General features: G+C 63.6%; 19 protein-coding genes and 1 pseudogene. 8 read left to right on the plus strand and 12 right to left on the minus strand.

Annotated features, from left to right (window positions below; translation table 11 throughout):
• Positions 1–280: 280 nt before the first annotated feature.
• Complete coding sequence (locus ACIA8R_RS34120; protein ID WP_397042060.1) at positions 281–1,504, plus strand: XRE family transcriptional regulator; 1,224 nt, start codon at positions 281–283, stop codon at positions 1,502–1,504.
• Here ACIA8R_RS34120 and ACIA8R_RS34125 read toward each other — a convergent pair.
• From ACIA8R_RS34125 to ACIA8R_RS34140, 4 genes are all read right to left on the minus strand, one after another.
• A complete protein-coding gene (locus ACIA8R_RS34125; RefSeq protein WP_125649541.1) occupies positions 1,482–2,012 on the minus strand; it encodes an NUDIX hydrolase in 531 nt (176 codons plus the stop codon). The two genes, ACIA8R_RS34120 and ACIA8R_RS34125, sit on opposite strands and share 23 nt — an antisense overlap.
• A gap of 646 nt (positions 2,013–2,658) precedes the next feature.
• A complete protein-coding gene (locus tag ACIA8R_RS34130) occupies positions 2,659–4,506 on the minus strand; it encodes a hypothetical protein (RefSeq protein WP_397042061.1) in 1,848 nt (615 codons plus the stop codon).
• Positions 4,499–4,984 (minus strand): ABC-three component system middle component 2, encoded by a 486-nt coding sequence (locus ACIA8R_RS34135; RefSeq protein WP_397042062.1) that lies wholly within the window; start codon positions 4,982–4,984, stop codon positions 4,499–4,501. The genes ACIA8R_RS34130 and ACIA8R_RS34135 overlap by 8 nt, the downstream gene beginning before the upstream one ends.
• Positions 4,981–6,087 (minus strand): ABC-three component system protein, encoded by a 1,107-nt coding sequence (locus ACIA8R_RS34140; protein ID WP_397042063.1) that lies wholly within the window; start codon positions 6,085–6,087, stop codon positions 4,981–4,983. Before ACIA8R_RS34140 ends, ACIA8R_RS34135 begins: the two co-directional genes overlap by 4 nt.
• Positions 6,088–7,163: 1,076 nt before the next feature.
• Here ACIA8R_RS34140 and ACIA8R_RS34145 point away from each other — a divergent pair.
• Entirely contained in the window at positions 7,164–7,298 is a 135-nt protein-coding gene (locus tag ACIA8R_RS34145; protein ID WP_397042064.1) for a hypothetical protein, read from the plus strand.
• Positions 7,299–7,341: 43 nt separating this feature from the next.
• Here the strand turns inward: ACIA8R_RS34145 and ACIA8R_RS34150 are convergent, their stop codons facing one another.
• Complete coding sequence (locus ACIA8R_RS34150) at positions 7,342–7,665, minus strand: hypothetical protein (RefSeq protein ID WP_397042065.1); 324 nt, start codon at positions 7,663–7,665, stop codon at positions 7,342–7,344.
• Between the two features lie 442 nt (positions 7,666–8,107).
• Between ACIA8R_RS34150 and ACIA8R_RS34155 the strand changes: the two genes are divergently transcribed.
• On the plus strand, positions 8,108–8,416 hold the full coding sequence (locus tag ACIA8R_RS34155; RefSeq protein WP_397042066.1) for a CPCC family cysteine-rich protein: 309 nt from the start codon (positions 8,108–8,110) through the stop codon (positions 8,414–8,416).
• Positions 8,417–9,152: 736 nt separating this feature from the next.
• On the opposite strand, the pseudogene ACIA8R_RS34160 reads toward ACIA8R_RS34155, so the two are convergent.
• A pseudogene (locus ACIA8R_RS34160) lies at positions 9,153–9,410 on the minus strand (site-specific integrase); the annotation flags it as partial.
• A gap of 908 nt (positions 9,411–10,318) precedes the next feature.
• Positions 10,319–10,885, minus strand: a complete 567-nt coding sequence (locus ACIA8R_RS34165; protein ID WP_397042067.1) for a hypothetical protein — start codon at positions 10,883–10,885, stop codon at positions 10,319–10,321.
• Between ACIA8R_RS34165 and ACIA8R_RS34170 the strand changes: the two genes are divergently transcribed.
• Positions 10,878–11,441, plus strand: coding sequence for a hypothetical protein (locus ACIA8R_RS34170; protein WP_397042068.1), 564 nt, complete (start codon positions 10,878–10,880; stop codon positions 11,439–11,441). The two genes, ACIA8R_RS34165 and ACIA8R_RS34170, sit on opposite strands and share 8 nt — an antisense overlap.
• Positions 11,442–11,822: 381 nt before the next feature.
• Positions 11,823–12,335 carry an ATP-binding protein gene (locus ACIA8R_RS34175; protein ID WP_364099172.1) on the plus strand — a complete coding sequence of 171 codons (513 nt, stop codon included), beginning with the start codon at positions 11,823–11,825 and terminating at the stop codon, positions 12,333–12,335.
• Positions 12,336–12,564: 229 nt separating this feature from the next.
• Here the strand turns inward: ACIA8R_RS34175 and ACIA8R_RS34180 are convergent, their stop codons facing one another.
• Positions 12,565–12,891, minus strand: a complete 327-nt coding sequence (locus tag ACIA8R_RS34180; RefSeq protein WP_397042069.1) for a hypothetical protein — start codon at positions 12,889–12,891, stop codon at positions 12,565–12,567.
• A gap of 198 nt (positions 12,892–13,089) precedes the next feature.
• Entirely contained in the window at positions 13,090–13,260 is a 171-nt protein-coding gene (locus ACIA8R_RS34185; protein WP_397042070.1) for a hypothetical protein, read from the minus strand.
• A gap of 72 nt (positions 13,261–13,332) precedes the next feature.
• Here ACIA8R_RS34185 and ACIA8R_RS34190 point away from each other — a divergent pair, with 72 nt between their 5' ends.
• A complete protein-coding gene (locus tag ACIA8R_RS34190; protein WP_397042071.1) occupies positions 13,333–13,458 on the plus strand; it encodes a hypothetical protein in 126 nt (41 codons plus the stop codon).
• A gap of 138 nt (positions 13,459–13,596) precedes the next feature.
• Here ACIA8R_RS34190 and ACIA8R_RS34195 read toward each other — a convergent pair whose 3' ends face one another.
• Positions 13,597–14,247 (minus strand): TetR/AcrR family transcriptional regulator, encoded by a 651-nt coding sequence (locus ACIA8R_RS34195; RefSeq protein ID WP_397042072.1) that lies wholly within the window; start codon positions 14,245–14,247, stop codon positions 13,597–13,599.
• Positions 14,248–14,472: 225 nt separating this feature from the next.
• Between ACIA8R_RS34195 and ACIA8R_RS34200 the strand changes: the two genes are divergently transcribed.
• A complete protein-coding gene (locus tag ACIA8R_RS34200; RefSeq protein WP_357710740.1) occupies positions 14,473–14,943 on the plus strand; it encodes a carboxymuconolactone decarboxylase family protein in 471 nt (156 codons plus the stop codon).
• Positions 14,944–14,995: 52 nt separating this feature from the next.
• A complete protein-coding gene (locus ACIA8R_RS34205; protein ID WP_357710743.1) occupies positions 14,996–15,478 on the plus strand; it encodes a carboxymuconolactone decarboxylase family protein in 483 nt (160 codons plus the stop codon).
• 76 nt (positions 15,479–15,554) lie between these two features.
• Here ACIA8R_RS34205 and ACIA8R_RS34210 read toward each other — a convergent pair whose 3' ends face one another.
• Together ACIA8R_RS34210 and ACIA8R_RS34215 are read right to left on the minus strand one after the other, a co-directional pair.
• Positions 15,555–16,172, minus strand: a complete 618-nt coding sequence (locus ACIA8R_RS34210) for a hypothetical protein (protein ID WP_397042073.1) — start codon at positions 16,170–16,172, stop codon at positions 15,555–15,557.
• The gene (locus tag ACIA8R_RS34215) at positions 16,172–16,468 is read right to left on the minus strand and encodes a hypothetical protein (RefSeq protein WP_397042074.1); all 297 of its coding nucleotides are present in this window, start codon (positions 16,466–16,468) and stop codon (positions 16,172–16,174) included. The genes ACIA8R_RS34210 and ACIA8R_RS34215 overlap by 1 nt, the downstream gene beginning before the upstream one ends.
• Between the last annotated feature and the right edge of the window lie 136 nt (positions 16,469–16,604).

The raw sequence follows: 16,604 nt of genomic DNA on the forward strand, positions 1-16,604 counted from the left end.
GCCTCGCCGGCGGCAGGACCGTGCTCGGCCCCATCGCAGTGAAGGCACTCAGTGGTGACCGACGAGGCCGCATCCAACCTCGATGCCGCCACATGCCCACGACGGGTGACGATCTTCCATCCCCGCCCCTCGCATTCTTCGCACCTGACTGGAGTTGTCATGCGCCAGAGCATGAATGGACCAACCGTTTATACATATCCCACGGCGATATACCGCCAAGGCATATAGAGTCCGCCGCACAGCAATGCACAATCTCGGAGTACGAGTTCCGGAGGGTCGCATGCGCGCGAGTGGTTTCCAGCCGATCAAACTCCCACCATCGGTATGGGAACGCGACGATATGCGAGAAAGCCTGAAAAACCGCGACATCGCGGGACTGTTCCGCCTGGTCGCCAAATACGGCGGAATCAGTCAGGTCCGCATCGCATCAGCGACCGAAATCGCCCAGCCCCGCGTCAACAAGATCTTCAACGGAACGGCCGGCCCCATCGAAGAACTGGCCGTCTTCGAGCGCATCGCCACCGGACTCGGCCTGCCCGACCACGCCCGCATGCTCCTCGGCCTGGCCCCGCTCGACACCGCGTCCCCAACAGGCGACCTCGACGACGAGCACCAGGAGCAGACCGACGAACTCACCGCCCGCCTGGAATCCGCCGCAGCCGTCGACGACACCATGGTCATGATCCTGCGGACGGACACCAACAACCTCCGCCTCCAGGACCGCCGACTCGGCAGCGTCGCCATCGCCGACAAGATGCACGCCCAGATGGCCCAGATCGAACGAGCCCACCGCCACGCCGTCCGCCCACGCATCCGTACTCAGCTCGCCCACCTACTTGCCGAAACAGCGTCGTTGGCCGGCTGGCAGGCCATCAACACCGTGGCGCTCAACGACGCGTGGAACCACTACGAACGCGCCAAGGCCGCCGCCCGCGAAGCCGAGGACGCCGCCGTCCTGGCCTACGTCTCCGGCGAACAGGCGTACGTCCTCATGGACCTGGGACGCCCCGCCGAAGCAGCCGAACTCCTCCAGCACATCCACACCACCCACCGCGACCGCGTCCCGGCTCGCCTCAGAACATGGCTCGCAGCGGCCGAAGCTGAAGCCGCGGCCATCCTCGGCGACGAAGACGCATGCCGTCGCGCGCTCGACCAAGCCGCCCTCGTGCTGCCAGAAGGCGACAGCGACCCGGACATGCCCTACCTGTCCATCAACGTCCACCACTTCGCCCGCTGGCGCGGAAGCTGCCTGCTCCGCTTCGGCGACCCCAGCACGGTCGAGGACCTGCGCTCATCACTCGCCGGAATGGACGGCACCTACAACCGCGCCGAAGCAGGCGTCCGCTGCGACCTCGGCCACGCCCTGCTCGCAGCCGGCGAGCCTGAAGCAGCACAGCCCCACATCCAGCGCGCCAAGCAACTGGCCACCATGACCGGGTGCCGGCGTCAACGACGCCGCATCGAAGAACTCTCGCGAGCCGTCAACCGCGCTCTCGGCCGTTGAGCCGCTGCTGAGCCTGAAGCAACCCGATCAGCGTTCCCGACGTCCATATGTCCCCGCGAGCGATCATGTCGGGGATCTCGGCCATCGGAACCCACTCGATCCGATCGGCCTCCACCTCACCCTCAGGCTTACCGACCAGCTCGGCGCCGTGCACCAGGAACAGGATGTGCTCGGAGTCCACCATGCCGGCCATCGGCTGATAGCTCACCAGGTGCTCGACCCGCTTCGGCCGATACCCAGTCTCCTCCTCCACCTCCCGCACGGCGGTCGCCATCGGATCCTCGCCGGCCTCGACCAGCCCGCCAGGCAGCTCCCACCCCCACCGGTCGAACACGAACCGATGCCGCCACATCAGCAGCACCCGATCCTGCTCATCCACGACGACAGCGATGGCAGCCCGATCCAGATGCACCACATGATGCTCGAACCGCTCCCCGCCGGGGATCTCGACATCAGCCATCCCGAGCCGGATCCACCGGTTGTCATAGATCAGCCGTTCGCCATGCACCACCCAGCGCGTCAGCTCAGCGTCATCAGCCACACCGCGAAGCTACCGTCTAACGCATCCGTGGTACATGGCTTCCGGTCGTCCTGAGATGCCACTTGCTGCACTGGGCACCTGTCTGAGCGTTCGCTGAATGAAAACGTTCTCTAAACCATCAAGGCACCGCCGAAGGCGGCGGGCGGTCGGACCGGATCAGGCGGGCGGCCTCTTCGGGCCAGTCCCGCCCGACCGGCCCGCCGCACATCGGACGCAGGCTCACAGACGCATGGAAGCTTGGCCACAGGCAGCGCCGGAGTATGGGGGCCGCCATGATCAGCACAGGTACAAGCACGCCTCCGGCGGGGATCTCCAGCCCCCCGAGGTGATCGCCGCGCGCGAGCCGGGGCGCTGGAGTGGCTGCGGTGGAAGGCTGATCACCTCGCCCGCTATCGACCCGGGCATGCCCAGCAGACCGGCTCCTGCGTATCAAGCCCGGCTGTGGCACGCAGGGCAACCGGTGATCGGGGAACGGCAGCCGGCCAATGGACACGCGAAGCCGAGCTTGACACTCCGTCTCCGGCCCGCTGCCGCTTCGCGGTGGGTCGACAGCGAACGAGGTGATCAGGGGCTATGGCACGTGATTTATGCGTCTGAGATACCCGGCACAGGATCAGCCTGGCAGTGGAAAAAAGCCGTACTGCCCCTGATGGAGCCGCTTGGTGAAGTGAATGAGTTTTGCCTCATCCGACAAATTGGAGGGAGGGTCAGTGTTTTCGACTACGATACACTGGCCGTCAAACTGAAAATCTAGGTAGCGGTAGAAGGAATCGGAAACGCTGGCGAACTCCTCATCCGTCGGCCCTTCGCTCACTCCAGGCTCAGGCTCGCGGTAAGTGATAAGCGGCGAGTCGAGGACGACAAAGCCGGGGTGTTCAAGGTCACGATCGAAGCAGTACTGGGCGAGCCCTAGAGTAAATGCGGCATGCAAAATGGATCGGACGCCTTTCCCTCTTGAGCCGCGAGCCTGATCTCCAACAAATAGATCGTTCAAGTTCTTGTTGTAAGTCACTGAATCGGCAATGGGAACTGACCATTGACCAAGCACTTCCTTGACGGCTCCAGCGAGTTCTACCAGAACCTTGTCGTTAACTCCGGAAGGCGTCGGAACGATTTCTGGATCTTCGGGCTGGACGGACGCCCGCAGAGCTTCTAGCTTCTCGATCTGCCCTAGTGTTGCCAGCTCTCGCTCGACATCTGATCGCGCGTTCATCAGTTCTTCTATGGCGATCCTTTGAGGTGCAAGTTCTTCATCGAAAGTACTGATTCGTCCTCGTAGCGCTTGTACTGCTGTTGCCGCTTCCTCGAGTTCTGATCGCAAACGCCCTTCTTGTGCTCGAAGGTCGGATAATGTGATAAGAAGATCTTCGCGCAGCGCGTTAGTCTTTTGGATCTCTGTCAAGACGGAATTACCGAATGCCGTGATCTCCTCAGCGCTGTGCGCATCGGCGGCCTGGTGCGCGACCTCTGCGCCACAGAAAACACACACGCCTCGACGGAAAAACCCGAGCAGACTGCCGGCCTCTCGAACCATCTCAAGACGCTCTAGGTCAGAGTCGTATTTGGCATGAAGTAGAGAAAAGCGGGAAATTAGCTCACGAACCTCCTCGAGCCGAGACTGACAGCTACGGTGAGTGCGCGTCGCCGCAGCATGTTCAGCGGCAACACCTGATCGGGCTTCCAGTATCGAGTCTATTTCCGAAGTATGCTCTTGGAGGGAGCCGTCGATGCGGGACAGTCGGGTACTGAGCTCCAATGGACCCTGAGGGGTGGTCAGGGATTCCCTGAGGTCCCTAATAACTACGTCGAGAACCTCAGCTTTACCTCTGCTGATTTTGCGCCGTTCGGCTGCACCGGCGTCCTGGGCGATCGCACTATCGTCTTCGCCCTGCAGAAGTAGTTTGAGTGTCGAGATCTCGGATGTTGCTGTGGTGTATTGACCCGAGAGTGCTGGCGGAGTTGTAGCTTGCATCTTGGTTTCATCAATAATGCACAAAAAGCAGAGATTTCGGAAGCTCAGCGGAACGGTCTCGTTGCGCTTATTCTTGCGGATCTGGCGGGCATCCAAGCCGATCTGCCGCAGCAAGAATCCGCTCAAACTGTCGGTCTTCGAGCTGGCCTGACCGTGTGCTGCGGCCAATCTAAAAGCCGGTGGAGAATCAGGAGCGCTGGCGAGATCGCCATGATATGCCCGAAACGAGCCGCCTTTAAGTGACCGTTCTAGAGTCAGGGTAGTATCGTCGGGAAGAGTGATGGCCAGCAGGATCGTAGAGTAAGGTTCTGCTTCTGGAATTGACTTCAGCGTCTTTCTGCCAAGCATGAAGTCGATCGCTTCGACAATATAGGACTTGCCTGTGTCGGAAGCCCCATACACCACTGTGAGGCCTGGCCCGAACTCAACCGATGCGTTTGGAACGCCTTTTCCGACAAATGTGAGGCGTGTGAGCCGTAGTCTACTCATCGGATGCTTCCATGTCATAGTTCGGTGTTGGGCCTGCGGATTCGGACCAGCGACCAAGTGCTGACGTTCTTTCTCGAATATAGGCAGGGCCTACATTGCCGAAAGCTTCAACTACCCAGTCTGCTCGTCTCCTCAGTTGGTGCATATACGAGGATTCAAGCAAGTCCACGAAACCAGGCGCGTTATCGGTTGCTGCGTAGCTGATCCCGCCACGGTCGATCTGCAAGGTAACCAATCGCGCTCGTATCATAACTTGGAGGCCAAGCTCTAGAAGGTCCCGCTTCACAGTTATCTCGCTGGTGTGGTTTGGAACATCGGGATGCAAACTCTCAGGACCTCCGAACTCCTCGGAGTGGAGTAGGCTATAGTCAAAAAAGGCTAGAGAATCAATGTCATAGGCTTCCGGGAAAGCACTTGTGAGAATCGCTAGCGCGCGTAGGCCCGTCTCTAGAGGCCCGTTAAGAGGTTGAGTAGTCATTGTTCTTCACACCAGATGAGTCGATCTATGTTCGCTAGCTGGTGACAGATCCCACGCTTGTCTCTTGGGTTAGAAACGGAAATAAGGGCGTTCGATGTTAGGCTTAGGGTATTTGCCATCTCCAGGACGCGTGTCAGCCGCTCCATCCCATCTGGGTGGGATCGCTCCTGGGTCTCAATAACACCGTCATACACTTCGTCCTGCAACTTCTCGAATGTTCCGGGCATTACGCTATCCCGAGCGAAGAGCCTCAAGGCTTCAGCGCTGTAAAATGCCTCACGCTGTCGAGCGAAGTGCTTCGATGCTCTTGGATGACTCTTGATGCTAGCGACACCTTGTACGTCTATTCCGAAGTGTTCGCCGTAGACGTTGAGCAAGTGCCCGATGTATCGAGTCTCGTTGTCCGTGGGCGTCTCTGGAGGCGCATCGACAGTAGGTCGCGCAGGTAGAGGACCACCGAAGCGATGGGCATAGTACGGAGTGCGCTCATGTACCGACAAAATCTCGTGCACTTCACTGGACTGAAAGACGTTATACTCAATCGTTTCAGCCAAGGCGCGAATCTTGTCGACAAGGTTGCTGTCGAGCCCCACACCTAGCGGCTTTTCCCCATCAAACCTTTCGAGAAACTTCGTTCGGAGTTCGCTAGGCTTACTCAGCATTCTTTTGAGGGTCTGGCCGCATCCTTGAGGTGCTAGGAAGTAGTACCTGCGTGGCATGGTGTAGTGGCCCTCGACGACAGATTTAATGAGCTTAAAGATTTCAGGGTAAGCGTCGCTGGGCATCAATCCGTCGGCGTAGTGCTTACATTGAAAACAGTCCCACTCTCCCTCGAATCCATTCGGAGTCAGGAAGGCTGCGACGTCCGCGCCACGATCGTTTGACCCGCCGATACGCTTGATCTGAGAGTAATCTTCCTTGAGGCCGGTCGCCCATTCAAGGATGAAGTCTTCCCACTCGTCGGGCGTGTAGAAGTGAATTCTCTGCTTGGGGGTAGGTGGAGGACCGCCAGCAAGATTCGCCACCGTGGTCACTTGCCCCTCCGGTGGTGCAGGCATGTCGGAAAGTGGGACCGACGGATCTCCTGAAGCTTCGTGTGACACGCCTTTTCCTCGCCTGTCGTCGCAGCTGCCCACTTCATCAGAAGGTTTCAAGTATGCCACTTTGAGCGGCGTCGAGCGAGAGCTGTTTTCGGCGCGACTCAACGGGCATTTCGGCAGCATGCGGCAATGTTGGGAGGGTTTGGTCGTTGTGGTGCTGACTGATATGTGGTTCTGGCTGCTGCACAGAGCAGGAGCGCTGTGAGGCTGCCGCACAAGTAGTGCCTCTTGGTGTGGCAACGCGAAGGAGCCTGTGGCGAGCGCGGGCCTCGTGGGATAGGCGGAGACGGGCAGTACGTCGTAGCTCGAAGGGCCATCCGCCGCGCGATGCAGGAGCTATGCGAGCGCGGCCCGATCCGAAGCGTCCATGGCAAGGGCGCCTACGTGTACAGCAGCCGGAAGCCTGCTGGCCAGGACCAAGCCTGAGTTCTGCTGTACAGCAACCCGTACAGCATCGTCGTCTCACGTGATCACATCGAGACGGCCCAGATCTGGGGTCCGAGCAGCACATCATGCTCCTGAAGGCGTATCTGCCCTGCCCTACGGATCAGAAGGTTGAGGGCTCATGTGGGCGACACGGCGCGGCGAGTGCGATAACCCTCGTCGTAACGAGGCTGAGGCCGTGACGATCGTGGACTTCGGTGCCCGACTCACGGGGTGGGGCGATCGCCCCGAAGGTCCTCCTTCGTCGGCACTCGGCACTGGGCATGGCGGTATCTGTGGCGGCAACTCTGACGGCAACGTCGGCCACCAACCTCACACGACGAGCACTGCTGAGGACTGGCTGGCTCCTCGTAGGGGCTGGAGACCGCCGTGATAGCTACACCAGAAGAGCGGACGGTCACTGGCTGGACACCTGTCTGTTTTCTTTGGCTTCACCTGGTGACACTGGGCTCAACCGGGGCATTGCCGAATAGCTCTTGTAGGTATCAAGGGCGGCGCTCCGCGCCGCCGACGCGGCCCTGCGCTCGGCCGCACGCTGCGCGTGCGGCCTGGGGGCCGTTCTCGCGCGCGGCCGTGCTCGGGCCGCGCTGGGCATGGATATTCCGGCCGGCCCCCGTAGCCGATAGCGTCACAGGGTGGACAACGATGATCCCGTGATCCAGCTATGGAGCGACGCCGAGCTCGCCGTCGCGACTGGCCTCATGGTTCTGCTGCTTCTCCTGCCCACCATCATCTGGCTTGCCATGACGATGCTGCGGCGCCGCAGGTAGCGCTTCCGGCGGGTACTCCGGCCGCTCGGGCGCACGCCCTCGGTCAGTCGATGTTCTCCCAGAAGTTGGGGCGTCGCCGCTGTCGCCACCATGGCCAATCAGGTGATGCGAGCGGATCTGGCGATGTTTTGGCGAGAAAGCTTCGGTCGATGGGAAGCACGAGGTTGTAGAGATACGGTCGTGCCCAGCGAGGCAATGCGATGAGCACCTGTTCCAGTTCCCCGCGCGGATCGTCTTCCCAACAGCCAGGGCATGTGCAGGTGGGTAGGAGCCGGGTAGAGGTGCCGGGAATCACTTCCCGCGTCCAAGCCAGCAGCACCGCGGCCACATAACCTGGACCCAGTCGAGTGTGCTCCAGCGCGATCACCGGAGCCATGGGGCGCGGCCCGAGACCGGGAACCTGATGAATTGAGGCTCTGTGGGTTACGCACATGAATCTTCGCGTGCGAACCGCAGAAGGGCGCCTACGAGGCATGGCCCTTTCTGATCGACGTCATGGGGTTAATGATCACACGCCGGAAGGTTGATCGCTAGATCGGCACGTTGGCCTACCGCCCTCACGATCGCCAGGTTGTGGCTGGCCGCCATACGGGGTTGGGGGCGATCGACGGTCCAGGGCTTCGTTCCTCAGCCCCGGCCCACCGTATGTCGGTGAGCGGCTGGATCATCAGACGGTAGGAGGCAACCCCGGCCGGAACCGCGGGCGCGAGTCGGGGATCTCTGACAGCTATCCAGGCACGAGGCAGGAGTAGATACAGCGGTGCCGGTCGAGATGCGGATGTTCGGAGCCGTACGGCATCATGACGAATATGGCCCACCCCAGCATCGAGGAGATCCGCGAGCGCAAGCGGTGGGTCTTGTCCGTGATGGCGGAGCAGGGCGGAGACCGCCTGAATCTACCGCCAGGCGATCAGCCGTACACGTGCCCATGCTGCTTCCACCCCACACTGCAAGACCGCGGCGGCTTCGGGTATTGCAAAGAATGCGATTGGGAGGACGAGGGCCAGGATGATCACAACGCCGACGTCGTCATGGGCGGCCCCAACGGGTCGGACAGCTTGACCACAGCGCGACAGCGCTACCGCGATATGCGGGGACTGCCACCGCTGGACCTGTGACAGAAACGGCCACGAAGGACGGCAGATCAACTCAGACGTCGCGGCCCGTGTGGCCGCCTAACTGTTGCAGCGGTCGTCGTGCAATATGCGTGCAATGATCATGGGCAGGGTGCCGGCCAGGCACACTTATGACGCAGGCGGGAGGCCGTGTGTCGGCCGCAATGGTCACGAGCTGTAAAACCGTCGGCTCAGCCTACGCAAGTTCGAACCTTGCACCTGCCACCAGCAGTAACAGCAGTTCAGAGGCCCTTCGGGGCCTCTTCTGCGTTTCAGGGGTGTGCAGCCGTGAGCCGCGGTAAGCGGCTGCTTGTCGCTGGTCACGCAATATCCGCGCAATGATCTTGAGGTGTGTTCCCCCAGGTCGAGCGGGGCTTCACGTAGATCGATGTGTCCCGAAGACGAGAGAAGGGCCCCGGACGATCTCCGGGACCCTATGGCGCATGTTCACGCTGCTCGCAGCTGTTCGTCGATCCACTGGCGAGCGGCATCCCAGCTTGTGAACTCCTCCAAGTGCTCTCCGCTCTCAGCATTGAAGACGTGGTACCGGCGGTTGCCCTCCTTGCCGGTACGGATCAGGTCATACGAGCCTTCGTGCGAGCGGTACCAGATGCACTCCCCACCCTCTGCGCGTCGCGAGGTAGGTGATGCGTACGTAAACGCGTACTCGCTAACCGTTCGATCCGACATGGGCTGGATCGTATCTTCGCGCTCCTCCCAAGGGGAGATATCTGAGGGCTCAGGCTGCCAGAGCGTTGTCGATCCTCCGGTTCGCGATCTCTTGGTGGCCGTCGATGCACTTGGCGTAGACCCGGAGGAGGACATCGGCGCTGTGCCCCGCACGTTCGGCCACCTCTGGGGCCGGAACTCCCGCGTTGAGCCAGAGGGACACCGCCGCGTGTCGGAGGTCGTACGGTCGTTTGGCGAGCGGAGAGGCGACCTGGGAGGGCGTCAGGGCGAGCTTGCGGGCTTCTTGCCAAACCTCCGTGTAGGCCGTCAAGCGGCGGCGCGGCGCGCCGCCGTACCCCGGCCCTCCGCCCGCCCGCCGTCCAGGCGTGCGGCCTGAGGGCCGGTCCCGGACGGCGGCGGGACACCGGGCCGGGCACCGCACGCCGGCCCCGCCGTACGGACCGAAGGCTCCGACCGGGGTTGCCACGCCGCCGCGCAGATGCAGCCCTACGATCGCCACTGCATGGCCGGTCGCTGTATATGGCTGGGGCGATCGACGATCCGTGCTTCGTTCCTCAGCACGGCTCACGAGTTCTCTGGTTCCCCGCTCGCTTCTTCTGCGGCGTTTCCCGTGCCGTTAACGGCGCCCCCATCGGGCGAGAGCGCGAATGATGGTAGGGATGTCCTCTCGGCGCGCACGCATGAGTGCCACAAGGCCGAGCACCAGCCAGGGGAGAACTGTGATCAGGACAGCAAAGGGCAATGACACGACAGAGCCACCTCTCGGAATCGGTGTCTGTCGCTGGAGCCTGCAACGCATCATGCACGGCGACCGTGCACCCACAAAACAGAACCCAGCGTCCAGAACGCTGAGCTGAGAATCACATGTCGCATCGCTCCCGTCAACCATCCAGGTCAGCGGCTGATCGTCGTGCATTTTCGTCGGCTGGCTCTGCCTTGCGGGATAAATGCGGGATGATCTTCCCTGGCGCGGGAGAGGTGAGAGCCGTACCCCGAGGTCGGATGCCTGATGCGGTCAGGAACGTCGGCCCGCTGTAAACCGTCGGCACCTCGCTGGCGTGCCCGTAAGGGCGGTCGACGAGGGGAGTCGCGGGGAAGCGCGGACAGGATGACTGCCCCCGCTGAGCTGCACCGAGGCAGGCACAGAGATCGTGTGCCTGAATCATCCAAACTGGTGGTGTGCGTTCCGGCTACGCGACACTGCACCGTCGAGGATCAACACTCTGGTGGATCTCCGCCGACTGCGTGGAGCGCATCGATGTACCCGCCACCGACGTCGAACCGTGTGATGTCCGTCGTCTTGTTCGTAGAGCATGTGAGCGCCCAGTCCGCGGCCGGGCCGATCTCTTGGAGACGCACTCGCTTCTTCCGGGTGATCCCGCGAGCACGGCCGATAAAGCAGACACGCGGGTCGATCCTCTCGATGTAGATGGCCACGAGAGGAAACGCTTTTGTCAACGTTGTGATCAGGCCCGTGGTGGAATCCAGGTCGATCCCCGCCAGAGGCTGGGGGTACTCCCCCCGCAAGGTAAGGGCGCGATGGGTCATGGTCGAACCCTTCCAACCTGAGCGCGCTGCGTGCTCGATGTCGCGGAGGCGTATAGCCGAGTAGCCATCGAGATGAAGTTCGTCAGAGATGGTGTGCAGCAGTGCCCACTTACGGCCAATAGCCACCACGTAGGCATCAAGTCGATCCACGCGCTCGATCTCACGGCTGATCCTCACGGGGTCACCCGAACGCCTTGCCCTCTTCAGGTTCGTGAGAATCGTCCCCTTGGCCATAGCTCCGGATCGGCGCCGCGCCGCCGACTTGACCGATGTCCTCGCTGAACCGCCGATGCGGGATCACACCACGCCCGATGGTGGGCCTGATACCCCGGTGGCCGACCTCAGCCATGGGGACTACCTGCCGCGCCCCTGCGTGCTTCATCCCGAACGCGTCATCGAGTACCCGGATCCCGAAGAGCTGCCAGAGCATCTCCAGACGTTCCTGGACGCATGGGAAGACACTTCTGAGCACTCCTACCATTCTCAGTTGTCCATCGCGCCGGGCTGCAAAATCGGAGGATGGGAATCCTGGCACATCACCGACATGTACGAGCTACCCTGCGACGTCTGTGGAACGGAAACAGAGCCACTCCTGAAACTTGCCAGCAGCGAATGGGATGGCAGCGAATCCCGATGGCGTCCCCTTGAAGAACGCCACCTCGATTGGGGCACGCCCGAATGCCAAGAGACGCTCGAACCCACCACGCTCCAGCTTGGCCGCTATGCCGCGCTCACGATCTTCCTCTGCCCGCGATCCGCCGAGCATGGCTACCGTCTGACCATCCAGTAGCCACGGATCAAACCGTATGCCTTGGCGGGCGCTCCGCGTGGTCCGCGTGCAATATACGTGCAATGATCAGGGGCTTCTTGGTGTTGGGACACGGCTCTACCGCAGGTAGAAGGCCGCTTTTCGGCCGCAAGGGTCACGCGCTGTAACCGTCGGCTCAGCCTGCGCAAGTTCGAACCTTGCACCTGCCGCACGAGCAAAAAGAGGCCCGTCGCCAGCGGAAACGCGGGGACGGGCCTCTCGTGTCATGTCCGGCTGCCCACGGCGATCAACGGCCATCTACGGTTGATCGTTCCCGATTGATCAAGGGGGGGAACAAGTGATCGGAGCCGGACGCATGAGGCCCGGCAGCAGCGAGCGGCGGGATGGTAGGTAGTGGCAGAGATGCGCAGGTCGAAGGCCGGTGACGCACGGCCGGTGGTGTACTTGCTGGTCGGGCTGACCGGTTCGGGCAAGACCACTTATGCCCGGCAGGCTTTGGAGCCGGCCGGGGTGCTGCGGCTGTCGGTGGATGAGCTCGTCTACCAGCGGCACGGCCGCTATGGCGTGGACTACCCCGAGCAGGAGTACTTCGCTCGGGAGGCGCCGGCGGTCGCTGAAGTCCGTGAGCGGCTGGTCGACCTGGTGAGGGCCGGGAAGGACGTCGTTGTCGACTGGGGGTTGTGGCGGCGGCGTGACCGTGAGGAGTGGAAGAAGCTGGTCGAGCAGGCGGGAGGCCGGTGGAGGCTGGTGTATTTCGACGTGCCTCGCCGTGAGCTGCTGCGGCGGTTGGTCGAACGCAATCTGCGTGAGGACGCCGACGCCTTGACGGTGACGTCGGAGGCGTTGAACGACTTTTACGCCCGGTTCGAGCCCCCGGGCGAGGACGAGTGCGCCGAAGTCCCGTCCGGATGGTGAACGTTGGCGCAGGTTGAGTGGGGGAGATGCCGGGCGGGCTGGTTGCATCAGCCGGTTCCGCCCGGCCCGGGGTTAGCGCCGGGCGAGTAGCACCTGGGACTCGGCATCCTCCGTCAGTGGCCCGTCGTGGGCGGGTGCTGCAGCAGCGTGGTGGCCGCGTCCTCGAACTCCTCGATCCGGTCGCCGAACAGCGAGCGAGCGGCGAACGAGGTCGAATACAGGTAGCCGATCACTTGCTCCGGGGTTCAGATGCGTTTGAGCAGGATCCGGTGCTGGTCCATCCAGTGGAAGGCGCGGCAGTGGTCACCAGGTCCGCTCGCCAGCCGGGACGGGGCGGGGTGAAGTTCTCAGCCTGCTGGTGGTGCAAGCGCAGTCCATCGGCGAGCGCCAGGTTGGAGGCGACGGTGAGCGCTGCGACCACGTCCGCTCCTGGCTTGGTAAGCGGCGACATCTCTAGCTTGTTGTTCCAGACGATGAAGGTACAGGCGTGAGGAAGCTTCTTTTGCCCGGGTTTCAAGGTGCACACGTCATGGCCGCGGACATAGGCGGACAGCACGGCAACCACGGTGTCTCGGTCGCGTGGCGAGTGGCCAGCCAGACGTTGGAGTGCGTAGATGCCGCCCAGGCGTACGTCCTGCCTGGCTGAGCCGACCTGTTCGGACCACAACCTGGCCGGCGGCTGGAGGGCGATGCACTTCGACGGGGAGCACCTGGCGCACATGGTGTGCTGGGACGCGCCCACCGTGGACGACGCTCAGGCGCTGCTCGCCGGCTCGTGCACGCTGTGGGCGGACCTCGGACAGGAGTGGAGCGTGCCGTGGGAGACATGGGTGGTCTGGTCGCTGGTCCGCGGGAATTGCCGGCCGCGCATGCGATGGATCTGGACGGCGGCGGCGATCGCGGCCTCCTCTACCGGTGACGGCACGCGGCGCTGGCCGTCCTGCCCCTGGCCGCTCTGTCCGTGCTGGCCCCACATGGCCTGGCGTGCGGATAGCGCTTGGCGGTCGCGGTCGGGGTGTTGTCCCGCACCAGGGTGACCCGGGTCAGATCCGTGCTCGACCTGGTGGCCGACGTCCACCGCGTCCGGCAGAACCGCCGCCGCGCTCGAAGGGACCTGCCGTGATCACCCCTGGCTCAGGCCCGCGCGCCGTCCGACCTGGGCGAGCTGACCGCCCAATGGCTGGAGGGCCACATCGGCCACCCGGCTACGGCGGTCCGCCCGAGGAGGAGACCCTCCCGCACATCGCCACGCTCGCCGGGGTCACCGGCATCTTGTTGGTCGAGGTCGCTTTTCCTTGATCGCTGCCTCTACCAGGGCTCGTGCGGCCCAGGTGATCGTTTCCTGTTCGGCCTGGGGGTCGAGGCCGCGGACGTCGCGCAGGGCGATCTGTGCTTCCCAGCCGACCACGATGGTCAAGGCCGAGATCAGGCGTTGGAAGGACTCTTCGCTGAGGGTGCCATGGAGCGGTTGGCAGGCCTGCTCGAGCCATTCGATCCGGCGACGGGTGCGCTGTGGGGTGGCCGTGCCCGGGGCGACGTCGGGCGGTGGGTCGACGGTCAGCCGGATGAGGCGGCGGCCCAGGGGGAGCGACTGGGGTGAGTAGGCGAGCAGGGTCCGGGCGAGGGCTTCCACTCGGGCCGCGGCGTCGCCGGCGAGCGCAGGGTCGGCCAGCGCCTCCTCGACGGGAGGCTCGTTGATCGCGCCGGCGGTCGCGTCGATCAGCAGGTGGTCCAGGCTCGGGAAGTACATGTACACCGTGCGGCGGGACACGTCGGCGGCGGCTGCGATCTCGTCGACGGACGGTGTCGTTCCGCCGGCGCTCAGGTGGACCGCCGCGTCCACGATCGCCTTGCGGGTACGGCGGCGCTGCGCTTCGCGGCCGCTACGGCGGGCTGGATCGTCGCTGCTCATCGTGGCTCTGTCGCTCCTTGGGTCGGTGGTGGCCGCAGATCTTGACGCCTGCTCACCGCTAGAGTATATCTTCATGCAGTGATTGCACAGCAGTGCAGTGATTGCATGTGAGTTCAATGGAGTTTCAGGGTCTGTATGACGTAAGTCACATGAGTGGCGGTGTCACAGAACTCGGACCTCCGGCATCTCATGGCCGAGCCGACAACAGCAGCAAGGAGCAATTCCATGGAAAGCCGCCTGAACCTCTTCGCCAGCCCGGTCGTCGCCAAGGCCCTGGGGCACTACGGCGCGGCGGCCCCGGTGCTGATTCAGGAGTCGGCGCTGCCGGCCACGACGCAGAACCTGGTGATGCTGCGCGCCAGTCAGATCAACGGCGACGGCTATGCCACCGACGTTCACGGCAAGAACGCCGCACACGCTGGTGAGACCATCGCGCGGCTGAACCTGGTCGCCGTCTGGCGCGAGTCGACGGTGTTCACCGACGCCGAGCGCGCCGCACTGGAGCTGACCGAGCAGGGCACCCGCATCGCCGACGGCGCCGGTGGCATCACCGACGAGGTCTGGGCCGACGCCGCCAAGTACTACGACGACGACCAGCTGGCCGCGCTGGTGGCGTTCATCGCCCTCATCAACGCCACCAACCGCTTCGCCGTCATGAACCGGCAGCGGGGCGGCTCCTACCAGCCCGCCAAGTGACGATCCGCACCCCATCCGAATGACAGACAACCCCGCGAGCAAGGACTCAGTCATGGAACGTTTCGACCTGTTGGCCAACGAGCTCGGCGCCAAGATCGCAAAGCGGATCTACAACGTCGCCGTGTTGGTGGAGAAGTCGCCGCTGCCCAAGGCCACCCAGGACCTGGTGATGTTGCGCGCCAGCCAGATCAACGGTTGCGGCTTCTGCGTCGACTATCACACCAAGGACGCCACGGTCGCCGGTGAGAGTGCGACCCGCATCCATCTGGTCGCCGCCTGGCGTGAGTCGACGGTGTTCACCGAGGCCGAGCGGGCCGCGTTGGCGCTCGCCGAGGAGGGCACCCGGATCGCCGACGATCACCGCGGCGTGTCGGATGAGACCTGGGCCGAGGTGCGCAGGCATTACGACGACGACCAGATCGTCGCACTGGTCACCCTGGTTGCCATGATCAACGCTAACAACCGGCTCAACGTGATCGTGCGCAAGCCTGGTGGTTCCTACGAGCCCGGCATGTTCGCCGACATGGCCAACTGATCGGCGCCCACCATCGCCAACCCGGTGCGCGGCTTTCCTGGCCTGCGCAACGCGGAACCGCGCAGTTGAGGCGCGATCAACGACGGATCTGACGGTCCGTCGGTCCGCCTCCCCCGAGTCGAGCGGCGGCAGAGGGGGCCGAGTGTGTCGGGTTTCTGGTCGCTGTCGATGAGCCAAAGAAGAAGCGGCGGCTGGTGGGCCACGGCAGCAGGATGCGGGTGGCGAGGTCGGCCGGCCCCCGGCGGCGCAGCCGCTTGGTCAGGTAGCGGTGCCAGAATCCGGTGACGGTCTGCCGGGCGTGCTCGTGGGCGGGCACCGGGCCGGGGGTAGGGGGCGTCGGGGACGTGCCGGCCGTCCACGGGGCAGGTGAGGACTCCGGCGGCGCGCAGCGTGCACAGGCGGTGCTGGTCGTTGGTGATCCCGTCGTGGCCATCGTCATTTGACAGGCCGTGGGCCAGGGCAGGCTCGACAACGGCACCAGCCGTATCCCGTTGACGCCGTGCAGCAGACGGCGGCGTTCGGCTGGGTCGGTGCAGCGCTGGGGGTAGAGGGCCGTTTCGTCGGCGGGCAGGCGCGAGCCGTCGAGAGTGAGTCGTCCCCAGCCGTGTGGTGGGAGGTGGCAGTCCTGCTTGCGGAGGCTGACGGGCTCGCCGGGGCGGAGTGCGGCGAAGTACATGCAGGCGAACATGGCCATCAACCGCTGCCCTCTGCCCTTCCCGCGCGCTGGCGTTTGCCGATGTAGGTGGGTGCCACGAGAAGTTGGCGGGCCTGACCAGGGGTGACTACAACCCGTTGGTCCACTGTTTCGGTGGTCTTGGGGAGCTTCCGCTTGATGCGGTGCATCGGGTTGGACGGCAGTTCTTCCAGCTCCACCGCGTACTCGAAGACGTGGTGCAGGATGGCGCGCTTCCTCTTGATCGTGTTGGCGCCGGCCTTCATGCCGTCCAGGCGGAGCGTGAGGGCGGCCCGCGTGATGTCGGTGGGCGTCATGGGCCGCTTGTCTTCGGGCAGGAGAACGTACTGGCGTAGGGCAGTTCGGAGGATGGCCGGCCTGCCTTGTCCGTCGTCAGTGCCGGGAGAGCCGTGGCCAGAGCGTCGGACATGCTGTCACGGCTCTTGGCGGCCG

It is taken from the genome of Nonomuraea sp. NPDC051191 (genome assembly GCF_044455665.1).
Classification (GTDB): domain Bacteria; phylum Actinomycetota; class Actinomycetes; order Streptosporangiales; family Streptosporangiaceae; genus Nonomuraea.

Bases quoted from the DNA above. Each gene is read 5' to 3' on its own strand.
- ACIA8R_RS34135 (WP_397042062.1), bottom strand. From the start codon at position 4,984: ATGACTACTCAACCTCTTAACGGGCCTCTAGAGACGGGCCTACGCGCG.
- ACIA8R_RS34195 (WP_397042072.1), bottom strand. From the start codon at position 14,247: ATGAGCAGCGACGATCCAGCCCGCCGTAGCGGCCGCGAAGCGCAGCGC.
- ACIA8R_RS34130 (WP_397042061.1), bottom strand. From the start codon at position 4,506: ATGAGTAGACTACGGCTCACACGCCTCACATTTGTCGGAAAAGGCGTT.
- ACIA8R_RS34210 (WP_397042073.1), bottom strand. From the start codon at position 16,172: ATGGCCATGTTCGCCTGCATGTACTTCGCCGCACTCCGCCCCGGCGAG.
- ACIA8R_RS34200 (WP_357710740.1), top strand. From the start codon at position 14,473: ATGGAAAGCCGCCTGAACCTCTTCGCCAGCCCGGTCGTCGCCAAGGCC.
- ACIA8R_RS34155 (WP_397042066.1), top strand. From the start codon at position 8,108: ATGGCCCACCCCAGCATCGAGGAGATCCGCGAGCGCAAGCGGTGGGTC.
- ACIA8R_RS34175 (WP_364099172.1), top strand. From the start codon at position 11,823: ATGCGCAGGTCGAAGGCCGGTGACGCACGGCCGGTGGTGTACTTGCTG.
- ACIA8R_RS34215 (WP_397042074.1), bottom strand. From the start codon at position 16,468: ATGACGCCCACCGACATCACGCGGGCCGCCCTCACGCTCCGCCTGGAC.
- ACIA8R_RS34165 (WP_397042067.1), bottom strand. From the start codon at position 10,885: ATGGCCAAGGGGACGATTCTCACGAACCTGAAGAGGGCAAGGCGTTCG.
- ACIA8R_RS34205 (WP_357710743.1), top strand. From the start codon at position 14,996: ATGGAACGTTTCGACCTGTTGGCCAACGAGCTCGGCGCCAAGATCGCA.
- ACIA8R_RS34120 (WP_397042060.1), top strand. From the start codon at position 281: ATGCGCGCGAGTGGTTTCCAGCCGATCAAACTCCCACCATCGGTATGG.